General features: G+C 64.1%; 16 protein-coding genes and 1 pseudogene. 14 read left to right on the forward strand and 3 right to left on the reverse strand.

Annotated features, from left to right (window positions below):
* Positions 1-45: 45 nt before the first annotated feature.
* Together ACSS7Z_RS07380 and ACSS7Z_RS07385 are read right to left on the reverse strand one after the other, a co-directional pair.
* Positions 46-1,134: a hypothetical protein gene (locus ACSS7Z_RS07380; RefSeq protein WP_438253861.1), complete on the reverse strand. Its 1,089-nt coding sequence runs from the start codon at positions 1,132-1,134 to the stop codon at positions 46-48.
* A gap of 53 nt (positions 1,135-1,187) precedes the next feature.
* Entirely contained in the window at positions 1,188-1,604 is a 417-nt protein-coding gene (locus ACSS7Z_RS07385) for a hypothetical protein (protein WP_438253862.1), read from the reverse strand.
* A gap of 98 nt (positions 1,605-1,702) precedes the next feature.
* Here ACSS7Z_RS07385 and ACSS7Z_RS07390 point away from each other — a divergent pair.
* The 4 genes and pseudogenes from ACSS7Z_RS07390 to ACSS7Z_RS07405 form a co-directional block, all read left to right on the forward strand.
* A pseudogene (locus ACSS7Z_RS07390) lies at positions 1,703-1,987 on the forward strand (transposase); the annotation flags it as partial.
* A 436-nt stretch (positions 1,988-2,423) separates the two neighbouring features.
* Complete coding sequence (locus ACSS7Z_RS07395) at positions 2,424-3,650, forward strand: CaiB/BaiF CoA transferase family protein (protein WP_438253863.1); 1,227 nt, start codon at positions 2,424-2,426, stop codon at positions 3,648-3,650.
* A gap of 57 nt (positions 3,651-3,707) precedes the next feature.
* Positions 3,708-4,676 (forward strand): alpha/beta fold hydrolase, encoded by a 969-nt coding sequence (locus ACSS7Z_RS07400; protein WP_438253864.1) that lies wholly within the window; start codon positions 3,708-3,710, stop codon positions 4,674-4,676.
* 28 nt (positions 4,677-4,704) lie between these two features.
* Positions 4,705-6,993 carry an arylsulfatase gene (locus ACSS7Z_RS07405; protein WP_438253865.1) on the forward strand — a complete coding sequence of 763 codons (2,289 nt, stop codon included), beginning with the start codon at positions 4,705-4,707 and terminating at the stop codon, positions 6,991-6,993.
* A gap of 178 nt (positions 6,994-7,171) precedes the next feature.
* On the opposite strand, the gene ACSS7Z_RS07410 is transcribed toward ACSS7Z_RS07405, so the two are convergent.
* Entirely contained in the window at positions 7,172-8,722 is a 1,551-nt protein-coding gene (locus ACSS7Z_RS07410; RefSeq protein ID WP_438253866.1) for an ABC transporter substrate-binding protein, read from the reverse strand.
* Between the two features lie 359 nt (positions 8,723-9,081).
* Here ACSS7Z_RS07410 and ACSS7Z_RS07415 point away from each other — a divergent pair, with 359 nt between their 5' ends.
* The 10 genes from ACSS7Z_RS07415 (at position 9,082) to ACSS7Z_RS07460 (ending at position 21,369) form a co-directional block, all read left to right on the forward strand.
* On the forward strand, positions 9,082-11,640 hold the full coding sequence (locus ACSS7Z_RS07415) for a CaiB/BaiF CoA-transferase family protein (protein WP_438253867.1): 2,559 nt from the start codon (positions 9,082-9,084) through the stop codon (positions 11,638-11,640).
* A gap of 42 nt (positions 11,641-11,682) precedes the next feature.
* A complete protein-coding gene (locus tag ACSS7Z_RS07420; RefSeq protein WP_438253868.1) occupies positions 11,683-12,924 on the forward strand; it encodes a thiolase C-terminal domain-containing protein in 1,242 nt (413 codons plus the stop codon).
* Positions 12,924-13,418, forward strand: coding sequence for a Zn-ribbon domain-containing OB-fold protein (locus tag ACSS7Z_RS07425; RefSeq protein WP_438254273.1), 495 nt, complete (start codon positions 12,924-12,926; stop codon positions 13,416-13,418). The genes ACSS7Z_RS07420 and ACSS7Z_RS07425 overlap by 1 nt, the downstream gene beginning before the upstream one ends.
* A gap of 128 nt (positions 13,419-13,546) precedes the next feature.
* Positions 13,547-14,407: an HpcH/HpaI aldolase family protein gene (locus tag ACSS7Z_RS07430; RefSeq protein WP_438253869.1), complete on the forward strand. Its 861-nt coding sequence runs from the start codon at positions 13,547-13,549 to the stop codon at positions 14,405-14,407.
* 133 nt (positions 14,408-14,540) lie between these two features.
* The gene (locus ACSS7Z_RS07435) at positions 14,541-16,088 is read left to right on the forward strand and encodes an ABC transporter substrate-binding protein (RefSeq protein ID WP_438253870.1); all 1,548 of its coding nucleotides are present in this window, start codon (positions 14,541-14,543) and stop codon (positions 16,086-16,088) included.
* A gap of 71 nt (positions 16,089-16,159) precedes the next feature.
* The gene (locus ACSS7Z_RS07440; protein ID WP_438253871.1) at positions 16,160-17,185 is read left to right on the forward strand and encodes an ABC transporter permease; all 1,026 of its coding nucleotides are present in this window, start codon (positions 16,160-16,162) and stop codon (positions 17,183-17,185) included.
* Positions 17,182-18,057, forward strand: a complete 876-nt coding sequence (locus ACSS7Z_RS07445; RefSeq protein WP_438253872.1) for an ABC transporter permease — start codon at positions 17,182-17,184, stop codon at positions 18,055-18,057. Before ACSS7Z_RS07440 ends, ACSS7Z_RS07445 begins: the two co-directional genes overlap by 4 nt.
* Positions 18,054-19,055, forward strand: a complete 1,002-nt coding sequence (locus ACSS7Z_RS07450; RefSeq protein ID WP_438253873.1) for an ABC transporter ATP-binding protein — start codon at positions 18,054-18,056, stop codon at positions 19,053-19,055. Before ACSS7Z_RS07445 ends, ACSS7Z_RS07450 begins: the two co-directional genes overlap by 4 nt.
* On the forward strand, positions 19,052-20,104 hold the full coding sequence (locus ACSS7Z_RS07455) for an ABC transporter ATP-binding protein (RefSeq protein WP_438253874.1): 1,053 nt from the start codon (positions 19,052-19,054) through the stop codon (positions 20,102-20,104). The genes ACSS7Z_RS07450 and ACSS7Z_RS07455 overlap by 4 nt, the downstream gene beginning before the upstream one ends.
* A complete protein-coding gene (locus tag ACSS7Z_RS07460) occupies positions 20,101-21,369 on the forward strand; it encodes a 2-hydroxyacyl-CoA dehydratase (protein ID WP_438253875.1) in 1,269 nt (422 codons plus the stop codon). Before ACSS7Z_RS07455 ends, ACSS7Z_RS07460 begins: the two co-directional genes overlap by 4 nt.
* Positions 21,370-21,421: the final 52 nt, after the last annotated feature.

Consider the following 21,421-nt stretch of genomic DNA (forward strand, 5'->3'; position numbering starts at 1 on the left):
TGCCTCCGACTCAGCGACGAGAACGCGGAGTCGGAGGCACGGGGTTCAAGTGATGTTGGCGGTCGGCGCCGTTATGTTGGTGCGACGGCGGAGTTCTTTTCGCCCACGGGTACGAAGCGCAGCGGTGAATGCGGATTCGCGCTTCTCGTAGAGCTCTTTCTCTCTCGCGTCCTCCTCTTCCGAGGTCATGTCGTCTGGCCAGGGCGCGGAGTCATCCTGGTCGAGGTTCCAGATGAGGAAGCAGGCGCCCATCGCATCGAGGAGGTCCTCCAGCAGATCCGGTCCAGGACGCTGAACATCGGGCAGATCCTCGAGCGAGGTGAGGTGCATGTTGTAGCCGTTGGCCACAGCGAGAGCCTCGCGGACCATGGCGGTGATGATGGACTCTGCTGACTGCCGCTTGGCCATCCGCTCGAGAACCAGTGTGGGGCGCTCGCACGCGAAAGGTTCGATGTTGTCCGCCGTCATGACGACCGCCGTATGGCGAATGCCACTTGCCTTGGAGGCGAGGAGCGCCGCCCACTTCAGCCAATCGGCGACCGCCACAGCGCAGGCCACCGGCTCAAGACCGATGAAGGCAGACGGGCGGGCCATCGGGTCGGCGGTGAGAAGTTCATGCGCGCGTGCCACATGAGCGGCGGAGACAACTGAGCGGCTGAGAATGCTTGCCTGCTCACCGCGTCCGCTGAGGTCTCCTGCCTGCGCGGCGGTGACCGCGAGGATCTCGGCTTTGGACTCGTCCAGAATTGCGGCGAGTAGCGTGGGAGATCCGACCGCGTGGAGGATACGCCCGACGGCATGTCCGGATTCCTCGGCGTCGTCGTATGAGATGTTCATGCCGCCGGACGCGAGAGGCAAGTTCGGCTTGCTGACCGCGTTGAGTGTTTCCTGATACTTATCACGATCCGGCCCGGCGTCGTGGCCTGGAACGTCCTCGTGTTCGTCGTCTTCCTCGGGGCTCTCGTAGGCAACCCAAAGGGCGGTTGAAAGGCGGGTCAGGGCCTTCGCGAGTCCGATGGCGTAGGGCTCAAGGGCGGCATCGATTGACGTGAGATCGCTTGCGCGGTCTCCGATGGATGTGGGGTATGTACGGACGATCGTTGAGCGGGATTCATCTACTGCGTATCTGGTCATCGCTTCTCCTATGTTGGTGGTGGCTGATGGTGTGTGGACCGACCATCTGTCGGTCAGCCGTCAGTTTCATTCGGGAAGGCTGCGCGGTAGGCGGATTCCAGTTCGTCGAACACGGCCGTATCGCCACGTGTGAGAAGCGTCCGGAGCAGGTCCTGCGGGTCGAGACCGACGTCGATCGAGTCCGTGCGGTGGTCACCGCCAGCCGGCGCAAGCAGAGCCCCAAGTGGTTCAGGGAAGCGCGTGGCGAGTGCATGGTCGATGCCGGGGCGAGAGCTGCGGCTTTGCGGTCCGGGAACCATGGTCGGATTGGTCATGGGGCTGAGAGCCCAGCCGGTGTTGATGCTCCACACAATGTGTCCGGAAGTGCCTACGAGCCGGAAGACCAGGCCCATGCCGATGAACCTGCCGTGCGGTTCGTCGCGGGTGTCGTATCCGGTGGCCGTGGTGACGGTGCGGCTAAGAGTGGTCATGTTTCTCCTGTGCGTGGTTGAGTTGCTGTTAGGCGGGTGGAGGTGTGGAGCGGGGGTCGGTCTCTGCGGTAATGCGCTTGAGCGTGGCGTGATGTCGCTTCGCCGCATTCCCGCGGCGTCACTGGCGTCAGATCTGGTCCACGAACCCGCTGGAACGCGTGAACAAGGAGATCAAGCGTCGCACCGATGTTGTCGGGGTGTTCCCCAACTCGGCCGCCCTGCTGCGCCTGGCTGGGGCCGTACTGATCGAGCAACACGACGAGTGGGAAGCCGGCGAACGCCGCTACTTCTCCGAAGCCTCGATGCTCGAACTCGCCACGATGAACGACCCCATTGAGGCTGTCAATGAGGAGGTGATCCTCCCAGAACTCGCCGCCGCCTAAACGAGAACAACTGACCTGCACGGTGTTGAGGAAACTCCACCACCTAGCGGGACGTCACCCCCGCGCAGGGCGAGAAAGCAATGCGCGCGAGCTCGACATCATCATCCGCGAAGTGTGTCGCACGCGCGATGCGGAGGATCTTTACGAGGCGCTCGCTCCGCTCGGTGTTCCCGTCGGATATTACGCAGATGCGCCTGCCCTGGTTGCGTCAGTGCACGCACGTACCCGTGGAGATTTGACGATCCTGGATCATGCGCAGCAAGTACTGATGGTCCCACGTCCCGGATACACATTCGGGGGTGAGCAGCTTGGTCCGCTGACCGCGTGGCCAGCTTCGCCAGGTGTCGACAATGAAGATGTCGATGCGTGGCCGGACGAGTCTCCTAAGCACGTGGCGACTCAGGATCCGCATGAGCACGCAGAGCAAGAATCGAGCTTGTCACACCTACCCCTCACGGGCGTACGAGTTCTCGACCTTACTTGGGTGGCCGCGGGCCCGTACTCCACGCAGTTGCTGACAATGCTGGGCGCGACTGTCGTCAAAGTTGAATCATCCAAGCGCCCGGACCTGTTCCGTCAGATGGTCGGCACGACAGCGAAGGGGCTCGACAGTTCGGCTCGCTTCAACTCAGTCAATCTGGGAAAGGCGAGTATCGGCATCGACTTCAAAGCACCGGACGGGCGGGCGCTTCTGAGGCGTCTGGCGCTGACATCGGATGTCATCGTGTCGAACTATCGGGCGGGGGCGCTGGAAGGCCTCGGGCTTAGCTACGAGGACCTCAAGAGCGAGCGCCCCGATCTCCTCGTGACCTGCATCTCTAACGGAGGTCGCGGTGGAACGGACCCCGGGTACGTCGGTTACGCGTCGAACTTCAACTCCATGGGCGGATTGGGGCACTTGACGGGATACCCCGATGGTCCCCCGACTGAGGTTAGAGACTCCATCGATCTTCGTGTCGGCACCGTGGCCATTGTCGGAACTATCGCAGCGCTCTTAGGCGTGGCGAGGACGGGACGGGGCGGAGCGGTCGATGTGTCAGCCCAGCAAGCGATCACCGGCCTCGTGGGCGATTCAGTGTTGGAGTATCAGCTGACCGGTCAGGTGCCATTGCGTTCGGGCAACGGGCTCTACTCGCAATGGCCGTATGGCGTCTATCGCTGCGCGGGGGGCGATGAGCGGGTCGCCATCGCCACCGGGACCGTAGAAGAGAGAGCGAGATTGTTCGCAGTCGTAGGGCTCGAGCAGGCCAGCGCATGGTTCTCCGATGGTGATCAGCGAGTTGTGGCCGAGCATCAAATCCAGAGCTGGGTGGCGTCTCGCGCCGCAGACGAAGTAGCCGCGGAGCTGAGTGTTGCCGGCGTCGCGAACAGCCAGGTGATGAATGGCCCAGATCTCCTGGATGACGAGCATCTGCAGAGCAGAGGTCTCCTGCGTAGCGTCACCCATCCGTCACTTGGCGAGCAGATCGTCGTGGGTGCACCGTGGCTCATAGACGATCGTGCGCCAGAACTCACGTGTGCACCTGAACTTGGACGGGACACCGCAGCTGTTCTGGATGAATGGTTAGGGCGGACCGGCGAAGAAATCGCGGAGCTGATCTCGACGGGGACGGTCGAGTCATCGGAGAGCATCCGAGACAAACCGGAGGCGGCTGTAATATGAATCATTCATAGTTCGATCGGAAACTTTCCTAATGCATAAAGATCGTCAGGTGTAGTGATGAAGAGTGAGTGCAGCGAGCCCGATCGGGTAGGCACTGGGGCGCTCGCTCGGCGTCTCGGCGTTGACGAACCGCGACCCGAGCGACGCAGTCTTCCAACCAGCTCAGGCTCGCTCAGCGCCTTGCAGTGGGGCGTAGCGCCGCCGCAGATCATCCTTTTGCACGGAGCAGGGCTGCACGCGGGGGCGTGGTCACGAATGCTGCTCGAGCTGAACCTTCCGGCGCTCGCGATCGACCTGCCTGGTCATGGGGTCTCGGATCATCTGCCCGTCGAGTCATATCGAATCGCATCCATGGCTGACATGCTGGCAGAGGCGCTCGATTCCATCGCGATCAACGATGTCGTCTTTGTCGGACACTCACTCGGAAGCTTCGTCGCGGCATGCGCTGCTTCCAGCCTGGGGGGCGTCAGCGACTTGGTCGTACTCGATGCCACCCCGCATCGTCTGGGCATGAGCGATCCGACACGGATGCATTCGGGTACGCTCGATGAGCTCGTCGAAGCGATGCTTGTGCGCATGCCCCAACGATCACGTGAGTCGCTCGAGCGTTCGATCATTCGCAACACGAGACCAGTGTCCGGTGGTCGCCGCGAGTGGCTGTGGGATCCGGCGTTCGTCGACGCGGCACCCCTCCGAGCGCGGGAGCGCGAGAGCGTGTGGCGAGCGTTCGCAAGCGCTGCTGCGCGCACTGTGCTTCTCCGGGCCGAGAGGGGCGGTGTGACCGAAGACGAGGCTGATGAGTTCGCGCGCCGGGTTCCTAGAGCACAGGTGACGACGGTCGCGGGCGCGGGCCACAACCTGCACAGTGACCGCCCCGATTTCGTCGCGGAGAGGATCCGAGGGCTCCTCGAGGATGGCGAGTCACCTTCGAACGGGTTAGATGTAACACTGGGGGAACGAACAGGCGATCAAGAGCGATCTCTCCGGGTGTCAGTGTCGAAGTCCAAGTGGCGCCCGACGGGGTAACGCTGCCAGCGAGAAGGATGGATGAGTAATGTCGGAGTCGATGCTGCCGCGCCCCTATCAGTTTGCGAAGGATGTTCAGCCCGCCTGGCCTGACCCGTCCCGGCCGCCTGCGGGTGCGCCGAATGTGATCGTGATCCTCGCCGATGATCTCGGATTCAGCGACATCGCCCCCTTCGGCTCGGAGATCGAGACCCCCGCCCTCGACGAGCTGGCGGCCTCGGGCTACCGCATGCCGAACTATCAGACCCCGCCGCTTTGCGCTCCCGCGCGTGCAGCGCTGCTGACCGGACTGAATCCGCATCGCGCCGGGTTCGCCACCGTCCCCCACTCCGATCCGGGTTATGATCACAGCCGGTTCGTCCTTCCGCCTGGTGTGCCCACTCTCGCGGAGTCGTTCGGCGGGGCGGGCTACGCGACGTTCATGCTCGGCAAATGGCATCTGACCCCGGAAGCGCAGCAGCATGACCTGGGAGAACGAGCATCGTGGCCGTTGCAGAAGGGATTCGACAGATTCCTGGGGATCCTCGACGGCTTCACCAACCAGCATTCGCCGCACCGGTTGATCCGGGACAACGGGCTCGCGGGCACCGAGGAGTACGCCGAGGACTACTTCCTGACGGATGAGCTGACAGATCAGGCGGTGCGCTGGATTCGCGAGACGAACAGCACCGGGGAGCGCCGGCCGTTTTTCATGTACTTCGCACATCCGGGAATGCACGCGCCTCTTCAGGCCCCCGTGCGCACCGTGGACAAGTATCGAGGCAGGTACGCGGAAGGGTGGGATCGCCTTCGCGAGCAGCGATTCACCCGCCAGAAGGAGCTGGGAGTCATCCCGGAAGGCGCTAGCCTTCCACCGTCTAACGCCGAGCCAGGAGGCGACGTCGCTGACTGGACGGAACTGGATGACGCGTCGCGAGCGCGCTTCGAGCGGTACATGGAAGTGTACGCAGCGGGCGTCGATGCCATCGATCAAAGCACTCGACGCATCATGGATGTCCTGCGTGAGCACGGCGAGCTCGAGAACACGATCATTGTCTTCACTTCGGACAACGGCGCGAGCGGCGAGGGCGGTGCGCATGGCACACGCAGCTACTACAGCCAGTTCGGCGTCGCGGCCGACGTCGAGGACTGGCCTGTCGATGTCGAGGCTCCGCTCGCGGAGATCGGCACATCGCGCACGATGTCGCACTATCCCCGCGGCTGGGCGCAAGTGTCCAACACGCCCTTCCGCCTCTACAAGTCGCATCTGCTGATGGGGGGTGTGCGGGCGCCGCTGATCATCTCCTGGCCCGCCGGCCTGCCGCGCGCCGAGGGCGACGGGGGCATCCGAGAGCAGTTCGCCTTCGCCACCGACATCGGTCCCACACTTCTGGATCTCGCGGGCTGCGACCGCGTCACGAGGACCGAGGGCCGGGAGCCTGTTGCCATCGACGGCGAATCGCTGAGCGACGTCATCGCAGACCCCGCTGCCGCGCGGCTCCGCGAGCAGTACCAGGAGCTGATCGGGCGACGCTCCCTCACCCGCCATCCCTGGAAGCTCGTCAGCTCGGTGCGCGGTGGCCCGGCCTGGAAGGAGGCGGACTGGGCGCTGTACGACTTGGGGGCGGACCCGACCGAGATTCATGACCTCGCCTCAGAGTTCCCGGACCTCGTGGCGGAAATGGCCGACCGTTTCGTGCAGTTGGCGTGGCAGAACGGGGTGTTCCCGATCTTCGACGACGGATCCCAGAGGCGGCGGCGTCCGGAGAGTGAAGCGCACCTCTCCGCCCCGGTTCGCCTGCATCCCGACCTGCCTCAGCTGGAGCGTTTTCGCTCGGCCCGACTCGTGCAGTCCCGTACCGTCACGATCCGCTGCGTGTTCGTGCACTCGGACGGCGACGAGGGTGTGCTGGTGAGCCATGGCGACCAGGGCGGCGGCTACGCGATCAGGGTCGAGTCCGGCGGTGTGCGCCTCATCTACAACGAGTACGGAGCGCTCCGCAGCTTCTGGCAGGAATCCCCGAGTGCCTTCGCGGGCCGACGATCGGTGTCCGTGCGATTCGAGCACCGCCCCGGGCGTCGGTGGGGGGTCTGGATGGCACAGGGGGCTGGCGAGCTCCAGGAGGTTGGAACGGTGCGGCAGCTGCTCGGCATGGCGCCGTTCGCAGGCATCAGCGTTGGTCGCGATGCAGGCGGACCGGTCGACTTCGAGCGGCCGAGGGGCATCGGTGTCGATCGATATTCCGGAATGGTTCTCCATGTCGACTACGAGCCCGGTCCACTGCAGTCGGAGGCCGGATACTCGCTGGCGCCGCGTTTCAGCGCCGCCTTCGATTAGTCAGCTTTCGGCCGGCCGGCCGCGGCGCGATCAGCGGAGCTTGCGGTGGCCCTGCTTACGCGGAGCTGTTCCAGTGGGTCAGCGCGTTGCTGGGGAAGTCGATCGCGCGACGAAGCGTTCCCCGCAGATCGCTCTCGGAGGATCCGCGGGGAACGCTGTGCCGTGCACAGGTGTCAGGTCACTTCTTCACGCCGACCCCGTCGAGCATCGGGTATCCGGCCTGGGATTCGGTGATGCCGAGGACATTGTCGCGGTACGCGATGGTGTAGCTTCGCCACAGAATGGGGATGTACGCGGGCACGGTCTCGGATGTCGCCACGGCGATCTCGGCATAGAGCTCCTCCCGAGCGGCGTCATCGATCGTCTGCTGCGCCTCTTGCATGAGGTCGCTCAGACCAGGCACCTCGACGCCTCCGGGATTGCGGATCGTGTCGGTGCTGAGGTGGCGCCAGAGGAATGCGGAAGGGTCGACTCCCGGTACGAGGTTCTGCGGTGCAGAGGGGATCGTCGGCTTGGACCAGATGGACTCGGCGACTCCGCCGGTCGCCGGGAACACCAGCTCGACGTCGACGCCGATCTCGGCCCAGCTCGCCTGCACAGCTTCTGCGAGCTGCTTGTTGTTGGGAGGGACCGCCATGGAGAACGAGAATCCATCGGCGTAGCCGGCGTCAGAGAGGAGCTGCTTCGCCTCGTCGAGGTCGGCGGAGGGCTGAGGAACGTCGGAGTTGTGCCCCGGTTGCCCCGGGGCGATGAACTGATTCGCGACATCTCCTCGGCCGAACATCACTCCGTCCACCAGGCCGGCACGGTCGATGGCTTTCGACAGGGCCATCCGAACGCGGGGATCTTCCAGTTCAGGTGCGAGATCCGGGTTCAGGAACATTGCCACCAGTTCCGCGCCGACGATGTCGTACGTCGCGATGCCCTGTGACTCGATCGCGTCGGCTTGCGTCGGCTCGATGACCGCGATGTCGATCTCGCCGGAGCGGATTGCGTTCGACATCGCGACGGGATCCCGCAGAGCGCGAAGCGTTACGCCGGCGACCTGGGCCGCGTCGGGATTCCAATGCGTCGCACTCTTGACGAGCCCGATCTGCACGTCCGGAACGTCCTCCTCCACCAGGAACATTCCCGTGCCGACGGGCATCTCGAAGTCTCCGCTGGCGACGACCTCCGAGCTGAGCATTAGCCCTACGCCCCCCGCCAATGTCAGCGGCAGGGTCGCGTTGGGGGAGCTCAGCTCCACGCGCACCGCATGATCGTCGATCGCTGTGATGTCGACGACCTCAGCCAGATCAGCGCGGATGTTCGACGACGGAGCCATGTAGTGCGAGAGGGTTGCGACGGCGTCCGCAGAGTCGAAGTCCGTTCCGTCGCTGAACACCACGTCTTCGCGTAGCGTGATATCCCAGCTTGTCCCCCCGTCGGGAGTCTCCCACGCCGTGGCCAGGCCCGGCAACAGTTCTCTGTCGTCTCCCAACAGGATCAGGGGGTCGTACACGAGCTGGTAGATCGGCACGATTGTGGATCCGGGCATCTTGGACGGATCCCACGAGTTCTTCAAGTTCCGGACGCCGACGGTGATGTGCCCGTCTGGATCCATCGAGGCAGCCGCGTCGGAACCGGGACTCCCCTCATTCTGCGGTGCGGCGCATGCAGTCAGTGGCGCGGCCATGAGCGCGAGGGTCACGAGGAACGCACCAGTATGTCTGGCGATCGTCTTTGGCATGTCACTCCTTTGTGAAGGCGAGACGGAGATGGTATGTAACAAATTATCCGTCGGCGTGGTCAGAGCATTACACAATGTCCCTCTCGTGGTCAAGGGTGCCATTGTGAAGTGATGAAAAACGCCGCCGAATCAGTATCGAGAGCTGGGCCGCGGTGTAACGATCACGATTGACACGGAAGCCAAATTATGTAACCGTTGAGCACACGACAAGTAAATTTGCATTATGCAATAAGGAGATTCTCGCCGCGGGCGGTCGTCGATCACGAGGGAGTGACATGGGGAGTATTGCCAACGCAGACGCAGGTGTACCGCGATCGCGAAGCCGGTCTGGGGAAGGTCAAGCGGGCGTCGGGCGGTTGATGGCGCCCCTCAGTGGCATTCGTGTTCTCGAGATCGCCGACCAGCACGGCGAGTACCTGGGACGGACGCTCGCCTCGCTCGGCGCGGATGTCATCAAGATCGAGCCTCCAGGCGGGGAGGTGACGCGTCGACTCGGACCGTTCGCCGGTGATCCGACCGACCCGGAGCAGAGCCTGCACTTCCGGTACTACAACCTCGGCAAACGAAGTGTGGTGGCGAGCCTGGATACATCTGCGGATCGTGCGCACGTAGAGAGTCTCCTCGAGACGGCAGATGTGCTGATCGATTCGCGGGCGAGCGGTCCTGTGTTCCGTCCGCAGGAGCTGGAAGGTCGATGGCCCCACCTCATCCACGTGAGAGTTTCTCCGTTCGGAGATGAGGGTCCCTGGAGCACCTTCGTGGGAAGTGACCTCGTCCACCTCGCGCTCGGCGGAGTCGTCATGAACTGCGGATACGACCCCGACCCGACGGGGGCATACGACACGCCTCCGGTAGCCCCCCAGGGTGGGCAGGCATATCACATCGCCGGCGACCAGGCGCTCATCGGCGTTCTCGGCGCCCTCCGCTACAAGCGGCGGACGGGGGTGGGGCAGCGCGTTGCCGTCTCCGTCCACCACGCAGTCAGCCAGAGCACCGAGCTCGACCTGCCGAGCTGGATCTACAACCGCGAGGAGCGCAAGCGGCAGACTGCCCGGCACTCGTCGCCGCAGTCCACAGAGCGTTCCATAGCGATGACCAAGGATGGTCGTTGGCTCGCGACGTACCGCACGTACCTTCAGCACTTCCTGCCTGCGTACCGTGGGAACGTCGCCTTGCTCTCACGCTTCGGGATGCAGAACGGCCTCGATGCGCCCGAGTGCCAGGAGGAGGCGAAGAAGGGAACCCTGGCGCTGAGTGCGCGGGTATCCGCCGCGGTGGACGCATTGGTTCAGCGATTCCCGTTCGCACGGGACCTCTGGCGGGATGCTCAGGAGCTCGGCATGTCGTGGGCGCCGGTGCGGTCGCCTGAGGAGAATCTTCACGATCCCCATTGGCAGGAACGCGACACGTTCGCAACCGTGCTCGAGCAGGATCTCGGGACCGAGGTCAGGTACCCGCTCGGCCGGTGGTTCTCGGAGGACTCGAAGTGGGCGATCGGTGCGGGTGCTCCTCGACTGGGCGCACATTCACGGGAGAGCTGGCACCCCGCCGAGGAGCGAGCATCGTCCTCTGAAAAGTATGGGTCGCCTCTGCCGTCGGATGCCCCTGCTCACGCGGACGGAAGCGATGCGGAGCTGCAGGATTGGCCGCTCGCCGGTGTTCGAGTAGTCGATCTCTCCTGGGTGCTCGCGAGCGGGGGCGCGGGGCGATTCCTCGCCGCGCTCGGCGCCGAGGTGATCAAGGTCGAGCACGATTCTCGCCTCGACGGGTATCGGAACAGCGTCGGCCTCGTCCCACCGGGCGGCAGAGAGGAACGGGACCGTGCGACATCACGTCTCACGCCTGAGCGCACGAGCATCAACCAGAGCGGGGCCTTCCTCGAAGCGAACGCCGGCAAGCGCAGCTTCAGCTTGAATCTGAAGAGCGATCGGGGGCTGGAGATCCTCACGCGTCTCGTGGAGGAAGCGGACGTGCTCATCGAAGGCTTCTCTCCGGGTACCCTGGCGCGGCTGGGCTTCTCGTCGGAGCGATTGCGTGAACTGAATCCTCGACTCGTCTACGTCGCACAATCCGGAATGGGCGCTCACGGGAGCTACGGCGACGTGCGCACCTACGGGCCGAGTGCACAGGCCTTCTCCGGGCTGACGGAGATGAGCGGTCTGCCCGATCCCTATCCTCCCGCCGGGATCGGATACTCATATCTCGACTGGTACGGGGCTTACAACATGGCGTCGGCGGTCCTTGCCGGACTTTATCAACGCGACGCGTCGGGGCAAGGTGTTCACCTGGATCTCTCACAGGTGGAGATCGGGCTGGTGCTCGCCGGACTTCCGATCGTCGACTACCAGGTGAATGGACGTCCGTCGGCGCGACAGGGGAATCGGCCTTCGTACCTGAAGTCGGCCCCGCACAATGTCTACCCGGTTGCGGGGGACGACCGATGGATCGCAATCACCTGTATGACCGACACACAATGGCGGAGCCTGGTAGAGGTGCTCGGATCGCCCGCCTGGGCGGATGATCCGGCGTTCGCGTCCATGGATGGTCGGCTCCGCGATGTCGATCGTCTCGATTCATTCATCGCGGAGGCCACTCGAGGCTGGGACGGCAACGAACTCATGATGCGGTTGCAGGCGGAGGCGGTGCCTGCAGGGATCTGCCAGACAGCAGCCGATCGCTGCGACAGCGATCCGCAACTGTGGAGCGATCGGTGGATGGCTGAGCTTGACCAGATCGACATGGGCAGATGGCCGGTTCGAGACGTGGCATTCCGGCTGTCGCGAACACCCGCGCGCATCGGAGGGATGCTGCGCAGGAGCGGACCCAGCTACGGCCAGGACAACAACTACGTGCTTCGCGACGTCTTGGGTCTTACGGAGGAAGAGATCGCGGACTTGGCTACGGACGGAGCCCTCTGAATCAAGAGGGTCCGGTAATTGAATTCTGAAGAGAGGAAGAAGATGGGCAATCTGCGAGATAAGTACTGCATCGTCGGCGTCGGCGAAACTGAGTACACGAAGAACTCCGGCCGAACCACCCGAGCGCTCGGGACGGAGGCGATTCGAAACGCGTTGGCTGACGCCGGGCTTCGACCTGAAGACGTCGATGGAATGATGAGCTATAGCGATCGGGACTCCACCGCCTCGACGGCGATGGCGCTCGACCTGGGCATTCAGCTCAACTTCTACATGGACTGCCAGGGCGGCGGGTCGAGTACGGAGGCCCTCGTCGGGCTCGCCATGGGAGCTATTGAAGCGGGCATGGCCCACACGATCGTCATCTTCCGAGCGATGAACGGCTACAGCGGCGTTCGCATCGGCGGTACACCGACGGACAAGACGGGCGTTGCGACGAAGATCACGGGTCAGGACCTGGACACACTCCCGTACGGGTACAAGTCGGCAGCGCAGAAGTTCCAGTTCGCCATCGCCCGGCATATGCACGAGTACGGCACGACGAACGAACAACTCGCGCACATCCGTGTGGTGCACAGCAAGCATGCCGCCAACAATCCGAAGGCATACTTCAAGGACCCCGTGACCGTCGACGATGTCCTGTCCTCGCGTTGGATCTCTAAGCCGGCGACTCACCTGCTGGATTGCTGTCTGGAGACCGACAACGCAACATGCATCATCGTTACCTCAGCGGAGCGCGCACGAAATCTACGGCAACGTCCGGTGTACGTGAAGTCCGTCGCGGGCCGCGTCACCAAGCCCTTCCCGTCCGCGTTCTACCACTATCAGTGCGACCCCATCACGCGGCAGGCGGGTGAGTACGCCGCTCGCACGGTGTTCCGGAACGCAGGTGTAGGCCCCGAGGACATTCAGATCACCGGCGCGTATGACGCTTTCACCTTCACTACGCTCTTCCTGCTGGAAGGATACGGCTTCTGCGAGAGGGGAGAAGGAGGCGACTACGTCACGAGCGGTGCGATTGAGCTTGGCGGTATCCGGCCTAATAACACAAGCGGAGGGCTGCTCTGCGAGGGCTACACGAACGGAATGAGCCTCGTCATCGAGAATGTTCGGCAGCTGCGCCACGAAGCTGATGATTACTGTGAGGTGGACGCGGCGGGCCGGAGGAAACACACCTATGATTACTCGGCTGGTTGTCGTCAGGTCAAAGATGCCGAGCTCGCGATGTCGATGGGGGAATCGGGCGTCGTCTCGACCACGAGCGCGCTGATTCTGGGGGGTAAGTGATGTATCTCGGAATGGATCTGATCGTCGAGAGCAACGACTCCGAACGCCAGGGGTACTTCGAGCATGCGAAGGCAGGGCGACTGGTCGTCCAGAGCTGCGATGACTGCAGTTTGCTGCGGGGTGCCATCGGTTCCGGCTGTCCTTTCTGCGCGTCGCCGAACTGGAGCTGGCGCGAGGTGAGTGGACGCGGCCAGATTTACAGCTGGCAGATGGTCATGCATGCGATCCAGCCGCAGTTCCGCGACTGGGTGCCCTATCCGATTGTCCTGGTCGAGCTCGACGAGCAGCGGAATGTGCCATGGCGCGACGGACGCGAGGGCGAAGCGGTCTCAGTGCGGCTCATTACCAATCTCGTCGCGGAGGACGTCATGCAGCCGGAACGTCGAGAGGGCGAGATACGGATCGGTCGCAGGGTCGAGGTCTGTTTTGCCGACATCGACGAGACACGGGCGCTCCCGCAATTCAGGCTGATCGATGACGAAGAACTCGGGTAGCAGTCGTTCGAGCGGCGCCCCGGCTGCGGGGAAATCCGCGCAGCCGGGGCGCCGTCGTTGGCGGGCGGTCGACGCCACCAGTGGAGTTGCGTGGGCGCCCAGTGCACAGACGGCCGGGGGAAGATGTCATGACGCGGCTCAATAAGGTTGTCGGCCTTCTTGAGGACGGACTCCCAGCTTTCGGGCCGCTCGTGGCTTCAGCGGGCAGTTACCAGGAGGCGAATGCACTCGCCGATTCTCCCTACGACATGGTGACGTTTGACCTCGAGCACAACCCATACGATGTCGATGCGCTGCGTATTTCGCTGCAGTTCCTCTTGAACAGGCGCCAGATCCATCGGGCAGAGACGGTGGCGCCCTCGATCGTTCCGTTCGTCCGCGTGCCGGTGAACGGACGCGAACGCAATGAATGGATAGTGAAGCAGGTGCTCGACCTCGGGGTGTTCGGCGTAATCTTCCCGATGGTCAACACAGTCGAAGAGGCCGAGCATGCCATTGCGTCGTGCAGATACCCCCGTCCACAGTCTCGGACTTCCACCGAACCTTCCGGGTTGAGGGGGCATGCACCGACCCATGCGGTGCGCTATTGGGGTCTCACGCCGGACGAGTACTACGAGAAGGCGGACGTCTGGCCGCAGAACCCTGACGGGGAGATTCTGCCGATCCTGCAGTGCGAGCACGTGGAAGGCGTAAGCAACATTCGCCGAATCCTCAGCGTGGCGTCGTCGCGCCCTGGCGTGGTGCTGATCGGAGAGAACGACCTTTCGGTGTCGATGGGTTATGGGGGTAAGTCAACGCCGGAGGTCGAGTCCGCGGTAGGCGAGGTGATCCGGGCCTGCCATGAGTTTGGCGTTCCCTACGGCACTGCCCGAGGCAACGCGACGTCGATCGAGCAGAAGGTGGCGGATGGCTACCGCTTCATCTTCACGCGTGAGTTGCCGTCGTATGAGGTGCTTCGTGCCGGGCTGCGGGCGGCCGGCAGATCGTAGAGGCCGTGCCCGGTAGTCCCGCACGTCCTTCGAGCGACCGGGGTTTGACGCCTGCCGAGATATGTGTAACATCTAATCTAGTGACCGTGTGTCGAATCTTTACATTTAGCGGGACAACTCACAAAGGAGTGACATGCTCAGGAATACTCAGAAGCGCCGGGCGCGGACGTGGGGCGCGGGTCTTCTCGCCGTCACGATCGTGCTCTCCGGGTGCGCAGGCGGGAACACCGCCGAGGAATCGGGAGCGACCGCGGAGACGGACCCGAACGCAGAGATCTCGATCGGCGTACGCTTCTTCGGGACGTCGTGGGACCCCGCGACGATGCCCGGCGCGACGATCGTGCCGATCTATCAGCTCGTGTACGACAACCTCATCGGTCTCGATGCCGATCTGGACCTGGTTCCCTCCCTTGCGGAGGAATGGTCCACGGACGACGGCGGTCTGACGTGGGACCTGACGCTGCGCGAGGGAGTCGTCTTCAACGACGGCTCGACCTTCGGGTCGGAGGATGTCATCGCGACGCTGGACTACTACGCGGGTGACGGGTCGAACACGAAGGCCGACCTTGCGGGAATCAGCAGCGTCGAAGCAGTCGACGAGACCCACGTGCGGATCGCGCTGACCAGTGCGAACGTGGGGTTCCCTCAGGTGCTCGCAGGCCGCGCGGGACTGATCCTCAGCGCAGAAACGGTGGAATCCGGTGACTTCGCCTCCCCGGTCGGCACGGGCAAGTTCCTCGTCGAGAAGTACATCGAAGGGTCCGAAGCCGGCTTGGTGCCGAACCCCGACCACTGGAACGCGGATGCCGTCAAGCTCGGCGGCGTCACCGTCCGCTGGATCGAAGACCCCGTCGCCATGGCGAACGCCATTCGCTCGAACGAGATCGACATGGCCGTGATCGAGCCAGCACAGGTCGATGCCGTCGAGGCCGCCGGCATCCGCACGTACACCGTGCTGGGAGCGCAGCTCGTCGCCATCGGTCTCAACGACGACCTTGCTCCCGAGCTCGAGGATCCGCGCGTTCGCAGGGCGCTGTCGATGGCGATCGACCGCGAAGGGATCGTGCAGGGGCTGAACTTCGGCCGCGCGACCGTCGCCGATCAGCTGATCGCTCCCGGACGCGTCGGCTACAACGAAAACCTGGGTGAGATTCCGTACGACATCGACGGCGCCAAGAAGCTCCTCGCTGAGGCAGGGTACCCCGACGGCTTCACCTACACGATGGCCGCGCAGGCGAACAACAAGCAGCTCGCCGAGGCCATTCAGGCCAGCTGGGCCGAGATCGGCGTCAAAGTCGAGCTCACCTTCCCCCCGGGCAGCGGTGTCGCCGACGCCACGTGGGCCAACCCCACGATCGCGATCGCGACGCAGAACCTGGTCCCCGACGTCGACCCGGCGCCGTTCCTGTGGCGGCACATCAGCACGGAGACGATCCGCAACCCCGGGAAGATCGAAGTGCCCGGCGTGGAGGATCTGATCCGTCAGGCGCAATTCACGGCAGATGGCGACGAGCACGACGCCATCTTCGACGAGATCGCCGAACTCACGCGTGAGAACATGTCGGCGTACATTCCGGTCATGTGGCGGAACTACACCGTCGCGTACAGCGAGGACTTCGTCGGGATGCAGGAATGGCAGGCCGGGTACCCGATCATCGACGGGCTCGGCGTCAAGAAGTAACAGGATGCGCCGGTGGGGACAGTGCTGCTCCCACCGGCTCCGTCTCGAAGGAAACGGGAGAAGGAGTTACCATGACGGCGACCAAAGCTGAGGCCTTGCGCCGAGCGCCGGCGGACGGCAGAGCGGATCGGCGCCCCATCGTGACGCGGGGCGCCCTCCGGTTCCTCGGTACGAAGTTCGGTCGGATGCTGCTCGTGTTCATCGCGACCACGCTGCTGGTGTTCAGCCTGACATCGCTCGTGCCGGGGGACCCCGCACTGGCCCTCGCTGGTGATGATGCGGACCCAGCGACCGTTGCCCTCATTCGGGCCGAGCTCGGCCTCGATCGCCCGTGGATCGTCCAGTATCTCAGCTGGTTCGGCGGGCTCTTCGTCGGAGACTTGGGTACATCGTTCACCCTCCGAGCTCCGGTGGGTGCGCTCATTCTCGACCGGCTCCCCGCGACGATGTCGATCGCGCTGACGGCCATCGCCATCGCGGTGATCGCTGGCGTGCTCGTCGGGATGCTCGCCGCCGCCTATCGTGGGCGGATGGCGGACCGCGTAACCACTGTCCTGTCGACGCTGGGAATCGTGACTCCCAACTTCTGGGTCGGGATGATCCTCATCCTCCTATTCGCCTTCGCCATCCCGATCTTCCCCGCGGTGGGCTACACCGCATTCGAGGACGATCCGGTTGATTGGTTCGCCCACATCATCCTCCCGGCCATCGCTCTGGCCATGGCCGTGGGCGCAGAGTTGCAACGTCAGACTCGCAGCTCGATCTCCGATACGCTCACCCAGGACTACATTCGCACTGCCCGCTCGCAGGGTCTGTCGCGCTCCCGTGTGCTGTGGACCCGAGCGCTCAAAAATGGTTCGCTGCCGGTGGTCACCGTGATCGGCTACCAGATGGCGGGGCTGCTCGGCGGCTCGGTGGTGGTGGAAAAGGTCTTCAACATCCCAGGTCTGGGTACGCTCGCGATCAATTCGGTCGTCGCCAAGGACATCCCCGTCCTTCAGGGCATCGTGCTCGTAACCACAGTGATCGTGATTGTTGTCAACTTCCTCACCGATGTGCTTTACACCGTTCTGAACCCGAAGGTGCGCGTGTCATGACCTTCACGATCCAAATACCCACTGGTCGTCGCCCTAAGCGTGTCGGCTTCGCACAACGCTTCGCACACCAGAAGCTCGCCATCGCGGGTCTGGTAGCCCTTGTGCTCACGGTGCTTGTGGCTGTCTTCGCCGATCTGTTGAGCCCCTATGACCCAGACGCGACAGCGCTCACATCCGTCCTGCTCGCCCCCGGTGTCGACGGTCATGTACTTGGCACCGATGAACTTGGCCGAGACCTGATGAGCCGACTCATCTCAGGCGCGCAGGTCTCGCTCAGCGCCGCGCTGCAGGGCACCGTGCTTACCGTATCGATTGGGGTGACGCTCGGGCTCGCGGCAGGGTTCTTCCGCGGATGGGTGGAGCGAGTCATCATGTTCGTCACCGACGTATTGATGAGCTTCCCCGGCATCCTGCTCGCAATCGCGATCGCCGGAATCCTCGGACCCAGCCTCAGCAACGCGATGATCGCACTGGGCGTGGTGCTCGCCCCCGGAGCGATCCGTCTCATCCGTGGGTCGGTCCTCTCCGTTCGGGAGGAGACCTACGTAGAAGCGGCGCGCAGCATTGGCACGCCGTCCGTGCAGATCCTCGGCCGACATATCCTGCCGAACGTCATTCCGCCGCTCATCGTCTATATCGCCGTTTTGGCCGGGCAGGTCATGCTCATCGAAGCGGGCCTGAGTTTCATCGGCGTCGGCGTCCAACCGCCACAGGCTTCCTGGGGTGCAATGCTCTCTTCCTCATTCGCTTACATTGATCGCGCGCCGTGGCTTGCGGTCTTCCCCGGCCTGATGATCGCTCTCTGTGTCTTCTCCCTCAATCTCTTGGGCGATGGCATCCGCGACTCCATTGGAAAGAAGGTCGTTCGATGACTCTTGACCGCACGGAACCAATTCTCGAAGTCGCCGACCTCCGGACGGAGATCGAGATCGACGGGCGCTGGATTCCCGTAGTCGACGGCGTGACCTACTCGGTGCGCCCCGGTGAGACGCTGGGACTCGTCGGCGAATCAGGCTCCGGCAAGAGTGTCTCCGCCATGACGATGATGGGGTTCGTCGGACGCCGACGAGGCCAGCGTGCGTCAGGGCGCGCGGCGTTCCGAGGGTCCGACCTCCTGACGATGCCAGAGAAACAGCTCGCCCGGCTTCGTGGCAACGGCATGGCGATGATCTTCCAGGAGCCGATGACGAGTCTGGACCCTTCGTTCAAGGTGGGAAACCAGATTGCCGAAGGGATTCGTCTGCACCAGGGTGTGACGCGTGCCGAGGCCAAGCGGCTCGCGATCGAAGCCATGGACAAGGTCCGGATCCCGAACGCGAAAGCGCGCGCCGAGAGCTACCCGCATGAGTTCTCGGGTGGCATGCGCCAGCGTGTGCTGATCGCGATGGCGATCGCCAACGACCCTGCCCTGCTGATCGCCGACGAACCGACCACGGCGCTCGATGTCAGCGTCCAAGCGCAGATCCTCTCGCTCCTGGCAGATATGCGCGACGAGCTCGGTCTGGCGATGATCTTCATCACGCACAACATGGGTGTCGTCGCCGACATCTGTGACCGGGTGGCCGTGATGTACGCAGGGCAGATCGTGGAGACGGGAGACGTGCGCGACACATTCGCCTCGCCGCAGCACCCGTACACTAGTCGGCTACTCGCATCGATGCCGCGACTCAGAGGCGCCCGCAAGCAGCTCGAGTGGATCCCCGGTACGCCGCCGCGGCCGGTTGAGTTCACCGCCGGCTGCCGATTCGCGCCACGATGCATGCATGCGCTCGAGGAGTGCCTGCAGCCGACGACGCTCATCGAGGTCGGAGACGACCGCGCCAACCGATGCACACGGGGCGTTCAATGGAAGGAAGATGTGACGTCATGAGCGATGCTGCGAACGCTGCGAACGTCCTCGAGGCCGAGAATCTCGTGGTCTCCTTTCCCGTGGTCCGCGGCGGCCACCGCACCACGGTGCGCGCGGTACGCGGAGTCGACCTCACGCTCGGCGCTGGCGAGACGCTGGGAATCGTGGGGGAGTCCGGGTCCGGCAAGTCGACTCTCGCGCGTGCCGTGATGCGACTGATCCGCTCTGAAGGGCGGATTGTCCTGCTCGGGTCAGATGTCACGGACCTGAGCGAGAGGCATTTCCGCTCGCATCGCCGCAAGGTGCAGATGGTGTTCCAGGATCCGTACTCGTCTCTGAATCCCTCGCTCACCGTCGGCCAGAGCGTCGCGGAACCGCTCAAGGTGCACGCGCGGCTATCCGCCAGGGAGCGTCGCGAGCGCGTCGCGGAGGTGCTGGATCTCGTCGGTCTGCGTCCCGAATTCGCGGACCGCTACCCTGACGAGTTCTCCGGAGGTCAGCGGCAGCGCATCGCGATCGCGAGGGCCATCGTGCTCGAGCCGGAGATCCTCATTTGCGATGAGGCGGTCAGCGCGCTCGATGTTTCGACGCAGAATCAGGTGCTCAGCCTACTCGAGAGCCTGCGTGAGCGACTCGGGCTGTCGTATCTCTTCATCTCCCACGACCTCGCCGTCGTCCGTCACATCTCCGATCGCGTCGCAGTGATGTACCTGGGCGAGGTCATGGAGGAGGGCCCGGTCGATCGGCTGTTCGACGGTCCTGCGCACCCCTACACCCAGGTGCTTCTCGAGGCGGTGCCTGAGCCGGATCCGGAGCTGCAGCGGTCGACGGCTAAGCGCGTGCTCGACGGCGACGTCCCCGACCCGACGAATCCCCCACCCGGATGCTCGTTCAGCAGCCGATGCCCGTACGCGATGGAGATCTGCCACGTGGAGCCGGCGCCGGTCATCGAGGTCATCGGAGGCGGGATCTCACGGTGCCACCTCCACACCACCGGCCCGGCCCTCGCGGGCGCGCCGCTGAGAGCACTCCCGATCATCGGCGTTACCCAGGGCGGGGCATCGGTATGACGCAGAAGTGGCAGGGCGTGCGCAGCGTCAAGCGGCTCGATTCGGTGCGGGAGGCCACCGCGTTGAACAAGGCCCACAGCGAGCTCATGTGGTCCGACATCGCGAACGGCAGCCCCTTCGTCTTCGGTTACGGCCCCATGGAGCTGTTCAATGCGATGGGGATCCACCTCGTGTTGCCCGTCCAATACGGCTCGGTCCTCGCGGCTAAACAGATGTACGGTCAATTCCAGCGTGCGATCGAACGGCGGGGGTACTTCCCCTCTCTCTCCAACTACGAGAGCCTGCCGCTGGGTTACTGCTTCGATCCCGACCCCCGCGCGCCGTACGGCGGGCTGCCCACACCGGCGGCCATCTTCGGTGGATACATGCAGGAGCCGGGCATCTATGAGCTGTACGGCCGCGAATTCGGCGTGCCCGTGCTCCTGACCGACGACCCCTATCGGCAGCTCGGCATCCCCGACGGCTGGTGGGACGGTCCCGAATGGCGCGATCCGCGAATCCTCGACTTCGCGACGAACGAGGTGCGCGCGGCGGTGCGGCTGCTCGAGCAGGTCACCGGCATACCGTACCGGGAGACCGATCTGCGCGAGCTGATGCATCGCGCAAACGAGATGGCCGAGTACTACGAGCGCATCGTGCAGCTGGGGTGGGGGAGCGGCGGCCCCGCGCTCTTCACAGCGACGGATGCCTACTCCGAGGTGGCCATCTTCGAGACCCACTTCGGCCACGAGTGGGCGCTCGAGCACGTCAAGCGCGTCCACGCAGAGGTCGAGCAGCGCGCCGCCGACGGAGCCTTCGCGGTGCCGGAGGAGAAGACCCGTCTGCTCTGGGGTGGGACGCCGCTGTGGTTCAACCTCGGCTTCCTCAACGCCTGGGAGGAGAGTCACGACACCGTGTTCATCGAGACGATGTACTTGCCCCGGGCGAAGCGCCTCATCCAGGACCCGAGCGAGGATGCGCTACGCTCGGCGTTCCTGCGCCGCCACATGAAGTACACCGGCAGCAGCCCGAAGGCCGCCGCGTCGCTGATCGTGGCGCAGTGCCGGGAGTTCGGGATCGACGGCGTCGTCCTTCCTGCCAGAGCGGCGACGCGCGACACCATCGCGTCGTCCCGATACATGGCGCTCGAGCTGCAGGTCGCGGGCATCGAGGTTCTACTGCTCGACTACGCGCCATTCGACAGCGAGGCCTGGGACGAGGAGTCGATGCGGGCGCAGGTCACCACCTTCATCGAGGGAATCCAGAGCAGCACGGGCAGTTCCTAGATCTGAACGGATCGACGGGTGGTGCACGTCGTCACGCCCGCCAGTCGTCACG

Origin of the sequence: Microbacterium wangyouchuni (assembly GCF_051546305.1) — a bacterium.
Lineage (GTDB): Bacteria > Actinomycetota > Actinomycetes > Actinomycetales > Microbacteriaceae > Microbacterium.

Bases quoted from the DNA above. Each gene is read 5' to 3' on its own strand.
- ACSS7Z_RS07460 (WP_438253875.1), top strand. From the start codon at position 20,101: ATGACGCAGAAGTGGCAGGGCGTGCGCAGCGTCAAGCGGCTCGATTCG.
- ACSS7Z_RS07425 (WP_438254273.1), top strand. From the start codon at position 12,924: ATGTATCTCGGAATGGATCTGATCGTCGAGAGCAACGACTCCGAACGC.
- ACSS7Z_RS07435 (WP_438253870.1), top strand. From the start codon at position 14,541: ATGCTCAGGAATACTCAGAAGCGCCGGGCGCGGACGTGGGGCGCGGGT.
- ACSS7Z_RS07415 (WP_438253867.1), top strand. From the start codon at position 9,082: ATGGCGCCCCTCAGTGGCATTCGTGTTCTCGAGATCGCCGACCAGCAC.
- ACSS7Z_RS07400 (WP_438253864.1), top strand. From the start codon at position 3,708: ATGAAGAGTGAGTGCAGCGAGCCCGATCGGGTAGGCACTGGGGCGCTC.
- ACSS7Z_RS07410 (WP_438253866.1), bottom strand. From the start codon at position 8,722: ATGCCAAAGACGATCGCCAGACATACTGGTGCGTTCCTCGTGACCCTC.
- ACSS7Z_RS07440 (WP_438253871.1), top strand. From the start codon at position 16,160: ATGACGGCGACCAAAGCTGAGGCCTTGCGCCGAGCGCCGGCGGACGGC.
- ACSS7Z_RS07420 (WP_438253868.1), top strand. From the start codon at position 11,683: ATGGGCAATCTGCGAGATAAGTACTGCATCGTCGGCGTCGGCGAAACT.
- ACSS7Z_RS07380 (WP_438253861.1), bottom strand. From the start codon at position 1,134: ATGACCAGATACGCAGTAGATGAATCCCGCTCAACGATCGTCCGTACA.
- ACSS7Z_RS07385 (WP_438253862.1), bottom strand. From the start codon at position 1,604: ATGACCACTCTTAGCCGCACCGTCACCACGGCCACCGGATACGACACC.
- ACSS7Z_RS07430 (WP_438253869.1), top strand. From the start codon at position 13,547: ATGACGCGGCTCAATAAGGTTGTCGGCCTTCTTGAGGACGGACTCCCA.
- ACSS7Z_RS07455 (WP_438253874.1), top strand. From the start codon at position 19,052: ATGAGCGATGCTGCGAACGCTGCGAACGTCCTCGAGGCCGAGAATCTC.
- ACSS7Z_RS07445 (WP_438253872.1), top strand. From the start codon at position 17,182: ATGACCTTCACGATCCAAATACCCACTGGTCGTCGCCCTAAGCGTGTC.
- ACSS7Z_RS07405 (WP_438253865.1), top strand. From the start codon at position 4,705: ATGTCGGAGTCGATGCTGCCGCGCCCCTATCAGTTTGCGAAGGATGTT.
- ACSS7Z_RS07450 (WP_438253873.1), top strand. From the start codon at position 18,054: ATGACTCTTGACCGCACGGAACCAATTCTCGAAGTCGCCGACCTCCGG.